The organism is Paenibacillus sonchi (assembly GCF_016772475.1).
Taxonomy (GTDB): domain Bacteria; phylum Bacillota; class Bacilli; order Paenibacillales; family Paenibacillaceae; genus Paenibacillus_AQ; species Paenibacillus_AQ sonchi.
Map to the genome: position 1 here is coordinate 91627 of NZ_CP068596.1, position 14616 is coordinate 106242.

The 14616-nt window shown below is 54.5% G+C and carries 2 protein-coding genes; both read left to right on the plus strand.

Annotation, left to right across the window (positions count from 1 at the left end; genetic code table 11):
- The first annotated feature begins 24 nt into the window (after positions 1 to 24).
- Positions 25 to 9555, plus strand: coding sequence for an SDR family NAD(P)-dependent oxidoreductase (locus JI735_RS34005; protein WP_202677777.1), 9531 nt, complete (start codon positions 25 to 27; stop codon positions 9553 to 9555).
- Positions 9513 to 14615, plus strand: a complete 5103-nt coding sequence (locus JI735_RS34010) for an SDR family NAD(P)-dependent oxidoreductase (RefSeq protein ID WP_202677778.1) — start codon at positions 9513 to 9515, stop codon at positions 14613 to 14615. Before JI735_RS34005 ends, JI735_RS34010 begins: the two co-directional genes overlap by 43 nt.
- The last annotated feature ends 1 nt before the right edge of the window (position 14616 follow it).

The following is a 14616-nucleotide window of genomic DNA, read 5'->3' on the forward strand; positions in this document are numbered from 1 at the left end:
CATGATGCAGGCGACCCCCGCAACATGGAACATGCTGCTTGCGGCGGGCTGGGATTCCCCCTACAGATCAAAATGCTGTGCGGCGGCGAAGCCTTGTCCCGGGAATTGGCGGATAAGCTGCTGCTCTTGGGCAACGGGCTCTGGAACCTGTATGGACCAACGGAGACCACTATATGGTCTTCCGTCAGTAAAGTGGAGAGCACGGACCGTATGAGCATTGGCCGGCCTATTGCGAATACGCAATTCTATGTGCTGGATGCATCGCTCCAGCCCGTGCCTGCCGGTGTCACCGGAGAGCTGTATATTGGCGGGGACGGGGTCGCTATCGGCTATTTTAACAGGGATGAGGAAACGAAGCGCAGTTTTTTACCCGACCCTTTTCATCCGGGTCAAGCCTCAAGGATGTACAAGACCGGGGATTTGGCCCGTTATCTGCAGGATGGCAACTTGGATTATCTTGGGCGAGCGGATTTTCAGGTCAAAATCCGGGGGTTCCGCATAGAGCTGGGCGAAATCGAGAATGTGCTACATAAGACCGGAGGAATTGCTGAAGCGGTTGTGGTGGCGCGGGAAGAAGGGAATGACAAGCAGCTGACGGCGTTCCTTGTTCCGCTGCATATGGACAGGCTGCCGGAAGTGCTGGATCTGCAAAGGCAAGTTCGGCTCGTTTTGCCGGAGTATATGGTTCCTTCCCGGATCATATATGTATCCGGTTATCCCCTGACGTTAAACCGCAAGGTGGATCGGAAGCAACTGGCGTCTGCCGGGCTTGAGCATATTGTGCATTTGTTCGGTCTGCCCGGTTCCGTTCCGGCTGACAAGAAGAGCGGGCAGGAGACACAACAGTTACATACCTCCGGCGGTTCGGCCCCGGATCTGCAGCCTTTGGCCGAGAATGAGCTGTTCCGTCTTGCTGGAGAAATAAAAGCGCTGCCCGATGGAGCAAGCGCGCTGACGAACCTGGGCCAGATGGGGTTCGACTCCATCTCCTTTACTGGTCTGGCTGCGCTTATCAACAAGCATTACGGTGTGAAGACCAATCCGACTCTCTTTTACAACTATTCTACGATCCGGGACTTTGCCGGTTATTTAACGACGGCATACCCCGGTAAGATGGCTTCTCATCACGGCCGGCCGCTTCCTGAAGAAATACGGCGTACCAAAGCTCCGGATACCTCTGCCAAGAGAGCGGCGGATGAGCGGGCTGGTGGTGGAGACGAAGGCAGCCGAGCGGCTAATGCCGGAGATATTGCAATAGTCGGCATGAGCGGTAAGCTGCCAGGTTCAGCAACTCTGAATCAGTTCTGGCAGCAGATTGTCGCCGAACGGGATTTGATTACGGAGATTCCGGCGGACCGCTGGGACTGGAAGCAATATTACGATGAAACCAATGAAGACCCGAACAAGTCCGTTTCCAAATGGGGCGGATTTATTCCGGATGTCGATAAATTCGATGCTGCCTTCTTCGGAATTTCTCCACGGGAGGCGCAACTGATGGACCCGCAGCAGCGGATCATGCTGGAGACTGTCTGGGCGGCTTTCGAGGATGCCGGATACAGACCTTCCATGCTCTCCGGCTCCCAAACAGGTGTTTTTATCGGTGCGACCAGCTCCGATTATGCCGAAATCCTTATGAGGGAGACGGAGATTGATCCTCATACCTTATCAGGCATTGTTACGGCAGTCATCCCGAACCGCATCTCTTATTTCTATAACTTGAAAGGTCCAAGCGAACTGACCGATACGGCATGTTCCAGCTCGTTGGTGAGCGTTAATCGGGCAGTGGAAGCGATACGCAGCGGTGCCTGCGATATGGCGCTGGCAGGCGGTGTCAACCTGATCTTGAGCCCGTTCGCCCACATAGCGCTTAGCAAGATCAACATGTTAAGCAAGGATGGAAGGTGCAAGGCTTTCGATTCTTCGGCTAACGGTTATGTCCGTGGGGAAGGCTGTGCGGTTGTCTTCCTAAAGCGGATGTCGCAGGCGTTGGCGGACGGCGACCACATCTACGCGGTCATCAAGGGAACGGCGGTCAATCATGGCGGCAGAACCAACTCGCTGACTGCACCCAACAGCACAGCCCAGCAGGAATTGATTGTATCGGCCTTCCACGATGCAGGCTTTGATCCGGCTACCCTCGGTTATCTGGAAGCTCACGGAACGGGAACCGCACTAGGCGATCCTATCGAGGTCAACGGAATGACGGCGGCGTTGCACCAGCTTTACCGGGAATGGGGTCGGCCTGCCGCGGAGGTGCCCCATTGCGGCATAGGCTCGGTCAAAACAAACATCGGACATCTGGAAGCGTTGGCCGGAGTGGCTGGGCTGATTAAGGTAGTGCTGGCTTTGTATCACAAGCAGCTTCCGGGCAATCTTCATCATCGGGAGGTGAACCCCTACATCTCGCTGGACGGAGGTCCGCTGTATCTTGTGGGTCGAACTAGGCAGTGGGAGCGACTTAAGGATGGGGCGGGCAATGACGTTCCGCTCCGGGGCGGCGTCAGCTCCTTCGGATTCGGTGGAACCAACGCCCATGTGCTGCTGGAGGAATATGTAAGCGGACCTCCAGAAGCGCAGGCGGCACCGGAAGGGTCGCCGGTTATCATCGTGCTGTCCGCCAAGGGAACAGATGAATTGAAACGGCAGGCGGATAATCTGGTTCGGTATCTGGACGAGATGCGGACAAGCGGTATGGCGATTCCGCTTGAGAAGATCGCCTATACATTGCAGACGGGCCGGGAACCGCTGCAGGAGCGGCTTGCGGTTATTGTATCGGATACCGCTGAATTACGGGACAAGCTCGGCTTGTATTTGAAGGGAGAAGACCTGGGTGCCCATATGTATGCATCGGCTTACAGCCAAGGTCTGGAAGCGGTTCTGGACGATGGGGATCTGGCCGAGATTATAGACCGGCTTGCCGCACAAGGCAACTGGGATAAGATAGCCCGGCTCTGGCTGAAGGGCTTCGAGCCGGATTGGAGACGGTTGTATACCGGCGTCGGACCGGGCAGAATCTCGTTGCCGACGTATTCTTTCGCCAGAGAATCCCATTGGGTGCCGGTACGGAACCGAAAGCCGCAATATGGAATATCCTCCGACAGCGAAGCAGCCTTAACGGCTATGCTGGACAATATCTTGCCCGCAAAAAGTGTGCGGGAAGGGCTTGTATTCCGCAAGGTCTGGAGCTCTTCCCACCCGGTTGTTCGTGACCATAAGGTTAACGGGAAATATGTGTTTCCGGGAACGGGATATGTGGAAATGGTTGTTGAAGCGGCGGAAATGCTCGGAGGCGCGCATTCATGGCGAATATCAGACATCGTATGGCTACAGCCGCTGACCGTGGAGGAAGATGTACCGGCCGAAGTGCATATTTCGGTGCAGGATGCTGGGAATTCCTTTCGGTTCCAGGTGGAGAGCGCCAGTTCTAATTCCAGCGGGACCAGGCTGCACGCCAATGGGAGTGTGTCCATAGCCAGCGGGGCTGCTCACCAGGATGCGGCTGAATATGTGAATGTTAGCGAGATCATGGCACGTTGTCCGCAACATATGGAAAAGCAGGCATTTTATTCACGGATTGCAGCAGGAAGCGGCATCGTCTACGGCCCTTTCTTCCAGGCTATGGCAGAGGTATGGCATAGTGAGAAGGAAGTGCTGGGTCTGATTCAACTGCCGAAGGAAGCTTCCGAAGAGCTGAACAACTATACAGTTCATCCTGTATTGCTGGATTGTGTGCTCCAATCAATGGGCTGCCTGTTTAATCAAAATACGGAGCAGGGGGTAGCCAAGCTGCCATTCTCCGCAGAAGAGATTCATATTATGGAGCCCTTACGTTCTCGGGAGTACTACGTCTATGCTATCCAAGCGGGCAAAGATGTGCATAATCTGGCGCTCATCGACATGCAGGGTAAAATATGCGTAACCTTCCACAGGCTAGCTTCCCGCGAGGTCAAAAAAGCGGAGAACCGGAGTCTCTATGTTCCGCAGTGGGTTATGGGCGGTCATAGTGGACACCGGCCCGGCACGCCAACGAAGAACGGGCGTGTGCTTATGATCTCCGGAGAGCAAGAGGTTCCGGGCATAAGTGACTTCATCCATGCCTTGCGGAACAAGATTACGGATTGTCTGGAAATCCGAATAGCTCAAGAAACGTCCATGGAGGCAGGCGGCAGTTGGACCGTTGCCTATAACGATGAGGCGGCTTACCGGAGAACGGTGGAGGAGAACGGCATTGCCGAAATCTACTTCCTTGGTGGACTTCAAGACAGTCCTGCCTCCATCAGCGATATATCCGGGTGGGAAGCAAGTCAAAGCTGCGGTATTCTAGCGCTGTTCCATCTGGTTAAGGCCATTGGCAGCACCGAGGGAATCCGGCTCATTGTTGTAACAAACGGCATCTTCCAGGTTCTGCCCGGCGAGTCAACGAATCCGGTACATGCTGCCATAAGCGGATTCATAAAAAGCGCATCGCTGGAATATCCCGACCTGTCTCTACTGCTGGCGGATCTTCCGCAGACGGGCAGCCTGGATATGGAAACAAACAGCCGGGCGGCCGATGCTGCTCTTGAAGCAGCATCGGCGGGAGCAGCCGGTGAGCTTGCCGTTCGCCACGGCAAGCTGTATACCCGTAGGGTTATCGGTCTTAATCTCCCGTCCGATGAAGGCGTCGCCTTCCGGAACAGAGGGGTATACTGGATTGCCGGTGCAGGCGGGATCGGTTGGGAGCTGGCTCTACATCTGGGCAGGACTGTCCAGGCCCGTCTGATTCTGACAGGACGCAGCCAACTGACGGAAGAAATGGAACGGAAGCTTGCCGGCATCCGCCAGGCGGGAGGAGAGGCTACCTATATTCAGGCTGATCTTACCGATCCGGCAGCTCTCAGAGCAGCAATCGAACAGACCCATACTTTATACGGATCCATCAATGGGGTATTCCATTCGGCAATGGTGCTTCAAGATATGAGAATTGAGAACATGATCGAGGATAATCTGAAGAATGTTCTTGCTCCCAAGCTGGTAGGATCTGTTACACTAGGCGAAGCTTTTAAGGACGTGCCGTTGGATTTTATGGTCTTCTTTTCTTCAACGAATTCCATTCTGGGCAATCAAGGCCAGAGCAATTACAGTGCGGCTTGTTCTTTTCAGGACGCATTCTCGGCTTGGCTTGGAACCCAGACCGGTTATCCGGTCAAGGTCATTAACTGGAGCTTCTGGGGCAATGTCGGAGCTGTGGCATCAGATGGATACCTCAGATTACTTACGGAAGCCGGTCTGCTTCCCATCGATACGGCGGAAGGTATGCAGGTGATTAGCCGAGCGTTGGCTCTGCCGGTCCCGCAGGTGCTGATGTTCAAAGCCCAAGCGGAGTTGATCCAGAGTCTGGAGTTCTTCCACCATAACATCCGCGCAACCGTTTATCCGGTCAGGCTGCCATCCGTTATTAAGGACATCAGCTTGGATTCCGGGTTGCGTAAGAACGGGATGGAGCAGATAGACTTCCTGAAAAGCGGATTTAAGGAGCTTGAAAGATTCGGCCTGCTGGCCCTTTTGCTGTATTTCAGGGAGAACGGTCTGTTTGTGGCAGCGGGTGAACGTTACAGCCAACAGGAGCTGCTGAAGACACTCGGCATTGTGCAAAAGTATGAGCAACTGTTCAGTGCATTACTGGATATCATTGAACGGGGCGGTTTCATTGCCCGGAACAGGGATGAACTGGTCGTCACCTCTATGGCTGACGAAGAGCAATTCCAGATTACCGATGACCACTTGGAATCGCTCAAGACATCGCTTGAGCGTTCTTATCCGTCTCTGGCACCGTACTTCCATTTGACCTGGCAATGTGTGGCTCATTATTCGGAAGTACTCAGTGGCCGGAAAGATTATGTAGAGATTATGTTCCCGGGCGGCTCCAAGGAGCTGGTCCAGAACATTTACCGGGGCAACCACATCATTGATTATTACAACGGATTGGTTGCCGATGCAGTCTGTAGCTATATCCATAAGCGAAGGGCTGCCGGAGACGGCTCGCCGGTCCGAATCCTGGAGATTGGAGCGGGTACAGGCGGCACAAGCGCTATTGTCCTTGACCGGCTGGAACGCATGGGCGTGCCGCGCGGACTGGTCGAATATGTGTATTCGGATATATCGGCAAGCTTCACGGCCTATGGTGATGAGACTTATGGGGGCCGGTACGGTTTTGTTCGTTTTCAAGTCCTCGACATTGAGCGGGAGCCTGGCGGGCAGGGATTTGCGGCGGACAGCTTCGATTTAATTCTGGCAACGAATGTGCTGCATGCGACCGGATCGGTGGAGAAGACTCTGCGGAATATGAAGGAGCTGCTTAAAAACAAAGGACTTGTTGTAATCAACGAGATCACCAAATTCCAGATTTTCTCCACCTTGACCTTCGGTCTGACGGGAGGATGGTGGAATTTCACCGATTCGGGGCGGATCAAGGGCTCCCCGCTTTTAAGCACCGGAGCCTGGGAAGAGTACCTGAACCGCAACGGTTATGCCCATGTCAGCATCTACGGGCTAGCAGATGAGGACGGGGTTAACGATCAATCTGTCCTATTGGCCGAAGGAAACGGCGTAGTCATCTCTGAAGGGGCGGGGAACCCTGCAGCAGAGAGTGCGGCACAAGAGCTGAGGGAGAGAGCGCCGGTCGGGAAGGAACAGCCGAAGCCTGCTCCGGTACAAGAAATCATACTCTCAAACCCGACAGCGGCAGTAGCGGCGAGTGCGGGTGCCGGGATGACGGAAGAGGGACTGCATCGGACCGTCTGCCAATATATCAAACAACTGCTGTCCCGCAAACTGAAGATGGAACAGGACAAAATCGGGGAGCAGACGTTATTTGAAAAGCTTGGCGTCGATTCCCTCATCATCATCGAGCTGAACAAGGAGCTGGGGAAGGATTTCAGCAAGCTTCCGTCCACGCTGTTCTTTGAGCACGCTACGGTTGAAGCTCTGGCATCCTACTTTGTAAGGGAGCACTCGGCAAGACTGACGGAAATGTTCGGAGTGAAGGCACATTCAGATGCCCCAGCCCGGGTCGGTTCGTTGTTTGCACAGAAGAAGGAACAACCTTCCGGTATGGAGGAAACAAGTCCTGCAGACGTTACGAAGAAGCATACCGAAATGGTGTCCGGCACTACGGACATTGCCATCATCGGTTTATCTGGCCGTTATCCCTTAGCCGAAACGCTGGATGAATTCTGGGATAATCTGAAGCAGGGACGCAACTGTGTTACAGAGGTGCCGGCGGAACGTTGGAAATGGGAGCGTTATTACGATCCCGACAACCGCGAGCAAGGAAAAGGAAGCAGCAAGTGGGGCGGATTTATCCGGGATGTGGACAAGTTCGATGCTGAACTGTTCCATATTCCAGGCGATCATGCCAGGGAGATGGACCCTCAGGAAAGACTGTTCTTGGAAACGACCTGGTCGCTCCTGGAGGATGCGGGCTATCCCGGGCAGAAGCTGGCGGACAAGGGGGATAAGGTCGGGGTATTCGTCGGTGCCATGTACGGCGCTTACGGGCAGCTTGCCGCCAGTGCATGGGAGAAAGGTGCGGCGACCAACGCCCAATCCGCTTATTGGATTATCGCCAACCGGACATCTCATTTCTTCAATTTTACGGGTCCCAGCATTGCGGTCGATACGGCTTGCTCATCTTCGCTGTCAGCCATACATTATGCCTGCGGAAGTCTTGCGAACGGGGACTGCAATGTGGCGGTAGCCGGCGGCATCAATCTCATTCTTCACCCGAGACAGCATGTACGTCTGGCCAACTTGAACAATCTGGCCGGATCGGATCAGAACCGGTCCTTCGGAGAAGGGGCCGACGGTTTTGTTGAGGGCGAAGGAATCGGAGCCGTTCTGCTGAAGCCTCTGAGTCAGGCAGTCCGTGACAACGACTATATCTATGGCGTGATTAAAGGCACGGCCGTCAACAGCGGCGGGCAATCGAGCAGCTTCAACACGCCGAGTCTCAGCGCTCAGACAGAGGTGGTGGAGCAAGCAATACGGCGGTCAGGTGTAGATCCGGAGAGCATCAGTTATGTGGACGCCCATGCGACCGGAACGGCATTGGGAGATCCGCTCGAAGTACGGGCGCTGAGCATCGCGTATTCCAGATTCACCTCCAAGAAAAGCTATTGTTCTATCGGATCGGTCAAATCCAATATCGGCCATCTGGAGGCGTCATCGGGAATATCCGCTCTGACCAAGGTTTTGCTGCAGATGAGATACGGCAAGCTTGCACCGAGCATCCACGCCGACAGGTTAAACCCGTATATTGCATTCGAGGATTCACCGTTCTATCTGCAGCGGGAATTGACGGAATGGAACCGCCCAGCGGTTCTGGTGAACGGGGAGCAGAAGACTCATCCGCTTAGAGCGGGAATCAGCTCCTTCGGGGCGGGCGGCTCCAATGCGCATGTCATTGTGGAGGAATACAGGAAGGAAGCAGTGGAAGCGTATAGCACCAGGCCGGTGCTTGTTGTGCTGTCGGCCCATCAGGAGAGTAGTCTACTGGCGTATGCGGAAGCACTCCAGCGGTATATTGCGAAACGGCTGACACCGGAAGCGGAAGAAACCTTGTCCCTGGAGCAGATCGCTTACACGCTGCAAACGGGCCGCGCGGAGATGAAAGAACGGCTTGCCTTTGTTGCGGCTGATCTAACGGAGCTGACCGCGAAGCTCACTTTGATTGGCAGGGGGGAACCGGTGCAAGGCCTGTTTAGAGGCAGTGCCGGTCAACGCTCTGGAAAGAAAGCGCTGACTGATGGAAGCCTGGAAACGATTGCCTCGCATTGGGTGGAAGGTGGAAAGGTAATCTGGGAAGCGTTGTATCTAGATAGCCGGAAGCCGGACCGCTTACCGCTCCCGACGTATTGCTTTGACCGCAAGTCATACTGGCTTACGGATGGGAGAAGGGAGGGTGAAGTTCCAGAACGTGCAGCTTATACAGCAACATATCATTATAATGAGCCCTATGTAAGGGATCATTTGTCCATGGACAGACGCACCTTATTGGGGGTTACTTACTGCAGTCTGGCCTATGAAGCATTCCGGCGCTCCGCACCGGATGCTCCATTGCTGCATATCAGGAGCATGCTTTTTCAGGAGCCGGTTGAAGTGGCAGAAGGAGAACAGGTAGAATTAACGGCCTGTACGGTTGAAGAGGACGGCAAGCTGTATACGGAAAGCTTGTTTCAATATGCTGGATCGGGTCAGCTACGGTTGGCGTCGCGGGGAGAAGTGCTCCCTGCTGCTTTTAGCGAAAGTCGGAGCATTTCGGTCCCATCCTTCCCGGAGCATGAGGTGATACCGGGTTCTCTGTTATATGAAGCCAAGCCAGGGGTATACGGTCCATCGCTCCTTACCGTCCAGAAAGTCATCGTCTCCCACGCTGCCCGAACGGTTTGGGGACATCTGGCGCTCACGGATGAGATGAGAACGGATCAGCGGGAATTTGCGGTTCATCCGGCATTGCTGGATGGTGCGGTTCTATGCCGCCTCGCTTTGCTGTCTCCGGGGAGAAGGACACGCTGATTCCGCTGATGATCAAGCAGATTTATATATTCGGTCCCTTGCCGGATGAGTGCTATTGCCGGGTGCAGGAAGTGAGAACGAATGCAGAGCTGTGGGAAGGTGATATTGAATGGGCAGATGCCGGCGGAAAGGTTCTTGTGACGATGAAGGGATTTGTTTGCAAAAAAATAAGACCGGACAAGAATCTGCCGGAAGGCCTGGCAAACGGGAGGAATCTAAGCGGTACAATGAATCAGAATACGTCGACCCCAGAGGAGCTTTTGGCGGGCGTGCACATGTACTTGACCGAAAAAATCGCCGGCTTGCTTCAGGAGGACCCTTCGGAAACGGATACCAGCCAGCATTTTATGTCCATGGGCATCGAATCGGGAGATTTAATCTCACTGGCCCAGGAGTTTCAAAGCAAGCTAAACATCCCGGTTTACCCGACCCTGTTCTTTGAATATCCAAATATAGAGGAATTGGCAGTTTATATGACCCGGGAGCATGGAGACAAGCTTGCCGCTATGCTGCCTACCGGGCAGCAGCCGATACAGCTTCATCCCGCTGGAGCAGAACGTACGGAGGCTGAAGAAGCCGGAGAGGCTAGAGTGACAGAGGATACCAGCCCTGATGTAACCGATACCGGCTCTTCTACCCCGGTGGACCAACCGGTTGCGATTATCGGCATCAGCGGCTACATGCCGCAATCAGACAGTTTGGCTGATTTCTGGAACAAGCTAGTCCACATGGATTGTATGGTGACGGAGATTCCGCCGGACCGTTGGGATTGGCGGGATCATTTTAGGGAGTCGCCGGAGGACAGGGATAAGACCAAAGTCATCTGGGGCGGCTTTATGAAGGATGTGGACAAGTTTGACCCGGGATTCTTCGGGATGTCGCCCAGGGAAGCCAGTCTAATGGATCCCCAGCAGCGTCTCAGCCTGGAGCTGGTCTGGAGTGCAATTGAGGATGCGGGCTACAATCCCCGCGAATTGTCCGGAAGCCGGACAGGCGTCTTCATCGGGATAGCCGGACATGATTACAGTGATGTTCTGGCGGAGGGAAAGGTTGAGAGCCGGGCTCAGGCTTTAACCGGCAATGCCCATAATGTATTGACCGGGCGCATCTCGTACCTGCTAAATTTGCACGGGCCGAGCGAACCGATTGACACGGCATGCTCAAGCTCTTTGGTTGCCGTTCATCGGGCGGTGGAAAGTCTGCGCAGCGGCGACTGCGATCTGGCGATTGCCGGAGGAGTGAACGTCATAGCCAGCCCTTCACTATACATCTCTTTTGACAACGTAGGCATCCTCAGCCAGGACGGAACATGCAGAACCTTCGACCAAGCTGCAGAAGGAACGGTCCGTGGAGAAGGCGCGGGTATCATCCTGCTGAAGCCACTTAGTCAGGCTATCCGCGATGGTGACCGGGTCTATGGGCTTATCCGCGGTTCGGCAATCAATCATGGCGGACGCTCGAGCTCGCTTACGGCTCCCAACCCGAACGCCCAGGCCGATGTAGTCGTAATGGCGCACCGCAAGGCGAACCTGGACCCTACAACCATCGGCTATGTGGAGGCCCACGGCACCGGCACAAAGCTTGGAGATCCTGTGGAGATAAACGGCTTGAAGAGAGCCTTCAAGCAACTGTATAAAGGCTGGAACCGCGATGCCGAGGCAGCAGTCAAACATTGCGCCGTCGGTGCGCTGAAGCCGAACATCGGGCATTTGGAGACGGCATCCGGCATTGCCGGTATCATCAAAATTCTGCTGGCCATGAAGCATCACATGTTGCCGGGATTGGCCAATTACAGTGTAAGTAATCCCTATATTCAACTGGATGACAGCCCCTTGTACCTGGTGGAGACGACACAGCCATGGGCCCGCTTGAAGGATGAGAACGGACGGGAGCTCCCTTACCGGGCAGGCATAAGCGCTTTCGGCTTCAGCGGTGTGAATGCTCATATTGTTCTTGAAGAATTTGTGCCTGAGATTGGAGCACCGGTACCGATACCGGAAGAGGACGCTAATCATCTGATCGTATTGTCCGCCCAGAATGAAGATCGTCTACTGGCTTACGCCGATTCCCTCCGTGCATTTCTTATCGGCTGTATGGAATCGGCGGAATCGGCGGCAATTGAACGGGAGAGCGGCCACGGCCACCTGGTGGATGAGGTAAAGATACTGCTGGCGGATTGCCTGAACGTCTCATCTGAAGATCTGGAGGAAGACATGACTCTGGCCGAATGCGGATTAGACCCTATTGCTATGGAGGATTTCCTCCGGAAGCTTGAGGTCCAGTATGGACCGCAGGGATTGCAGCAGGAGATTGTGCTTGAGCACAGCCTGATACAGATCACGGCTGCAGTCCGGTTCTCCGGCACCGCTGCAGGACTGGAGAACCAACGGACATCCGGCCGCTTATCCTTACGGGATGTGGCCTACACTCTGCAAACGGGAAGAGAAGCGATGGAAGCAAGAATCGCCTTTATCGCCGAAGATATGGAAGATCTGCTGGCCAAGCTCGATGTTTACCTTAACGGGTCAGCGGCCGGGTATACCGGTATAAGCTCATATCAAGGCAGGGCGGCTAACGGGTCCGAAGACGGCATGGAGGCAGAATGTTCTCAACTGAAGCTTCCCGAAGAGCTGGAGCGGCTTGCTGCCCTATGGGCCCAAGGAGCTGATTTCAGTGATTGGCATCTGCTGTATCCGTCCGGCTTGCCCGGAAGAGTACATCTGCCCGCCTATCCATTCTCCCGCCAACGCTATTGGGTAGAACCTCTGGCGGAGACGCCTGAGGTGCCGAGACGCCTGCCGGCCGTTGTCCCGCAGCCGTCTCTGACGGCACTGATCGACAGCAATGAATCGAATTTAATCCGCCAATGTTATAAGAAGCTGCTGCGGGCGGATGCATTCTACCTACAGGATCATATCGTTGACGGCCGCATGATTCTTCCTGGGGTGGTCCATCTTGAGATGGCCCGCATGGCCGGAGAATTGGCGCATCCGTACCAGCATGTAACCGGATTGGCCAACGTGACGCTGATCCAGCCTCTGCAATTGGCCGGTGAGCCTGTTGAAGCATGGACCTCCATTCATCAGTCAGCATCGGGATTTGACTTCAGGATTAGCCTGGAAGACGGAACGGTCAGCTCTCAGGGCGAGATCCGCTACGGGTCACTGCCGGATGCTCCGGCCGAACGTTTGGATCTGCAGGAAATAGCCCGGCGGTGCCGCACGGAAATGGAGCAGGGCGATTTTTACCGGTTGTTCGAGAGTGCGGGATTTGCCTATGGGTCCACCTTCAAGCCGCTAAGTCGAATCTCTTTTTACGGAGATGAGGCGCTCGCAAGCATTCATTTGCCTAACAACCTGCAGAAGGACTTTCATTCCTTCCTGCTGCATCCCGTTCTGATGGATGGGGCGCTGCAGACCGCAGGCTTTCTGGCCAACCGACATGCACTAAAAGAAAGTCCGTATATTCCTTTTGCGATAGGCAGTCTTGAAATCTACGGTGAACTGCCGGAGAACTGTCTGGCGTATGCATCTTTCTCGTCATCTGCATGTGAAGAAGAGGTTCTAAGGCTAGATGTAAGTCTGATCGACCAAGAGGGGTACGTGCGAATCAAGATCAAGGACTATAGCGTTCGGCCACTTATCCGGCAGGGACAGGGCCAATCCGTCCTGTACCGTCCAACTTGGGAGGAGAAGCGCAGGGAGCAGGAGCACTGTCCCGTTGATGGTCCGATCGTGCTATTCCATAATGACAGCAGCGTATGCGGGGCATTGTCCGCAGCAACAGGCCAACGGGTCATTCTTGTGAAGCCGGGGGATCGTTATATGCGCATGGGAAAGGACATGTATCAGATTAACCCGTTACACGAGGAGGAATACCACCTATTATTTCAAGAACTGGAGGGCGTGGCTCCGGGCTACTCCCACATCGTGCACCTGTGGACGCTTGAAGCACGGGACAAGAGCATTTACCTGAGCGAACAGCTTGATAGAGGCCTGTTATCGCTCTTCTATGTGAGCAGGGCTGCTGTCGCTAACGATTCGGACCGTGAGGTCCGAATCGTTCATCTGTATTTCAGGGATGATCCTGCTGGTGCGGCCGTCGGCGGCTTTTACAAAAGCTTGTACTTGGAGAACAGACATTGGCTCGGACGTTCCGTTGGTGTGGATCCGAATGCCCCGGAGCTTCTTCCTGATATCCTGCTGAAGGAACTTACCGACGGCGGATCCGAGCGGGAGGTACGCTATATCGGCAATGTGCGGCAGGTGAAGAAGCTTGAGATTTACGATCCGTCAAACGGAAAAAACACTCCCCTGAGAAAAAACGGCGTTTATATGATTACGGGTGGAGCGGGCGGTATAGGGTTTCAGATCGCCCTGCATCTGGCAAGAAATTACCGTGCTAGGCTAGTGTTGAACGGCAGAACGGCCATGAACGGGACGATTGCGGCCAAGCTTGCTGAATTGGAGCGGGCGGGAGGCCAGGCGGTCTATGTGAGCGGGGATATATCCGATAAATCGGATGTGGATTTCGTACTGAGACAGGCCAAGGCGCAGTTCGGCAGGATTAACGGAATTCTGCACTGCGCCGGGATTATCCGTGACTCGATCGCCATTCGCAAGCAGCGCGAGGACATCATGGATGTTCTGGAGCCCAAAATTTCTGGTGCGGTGTTTATGGATGAGGCGTTGCAGGATGAGCCGCTGGATCTGTTCGTCCTGTTCTCCTCCATATCGGGCGAGATCGGCAACATTGGACAATGTGACTATGCCTATGCCAATAGCTTCCTGGACAATTTTGCCCGTAGACGGGAAGCGATGCGTAAGGAGCACAAACGTTACGGTAAAACCGTCTCCATTAATTGGCCATTGTGGGAGGACGGTGGCATACAGGTCGATGAGGCAACCAGGCGTTTCATGCAACATACGCTAGGTTTGTTGCCCCTTAGACATGAACAGGGAATCCGCTTGTTCGAGGAATGCTTGGCGGCTGACGAGGAGCAACTGATGGTGCTTTACGGCAACCAGGAAAGAATGCAGGCCGTGCTTATCGGATCATGAG

Coding starts and splice junctions, on each gene's coding strand:
- JI735_RS34005 (WP_202677777.1), top strand. CDS start 25: ATGGAACATGCTGCTTGCGGCGGGCTGGGATTCCCCCTACAGATCAAA.
- JI735_RS34010 (WP_202677778.1), top strand. CDS start 9,513: ATGCCGCCTCGCTTTGCTGTCTCCGGGGAGAAGGACACGCTGATTCCG.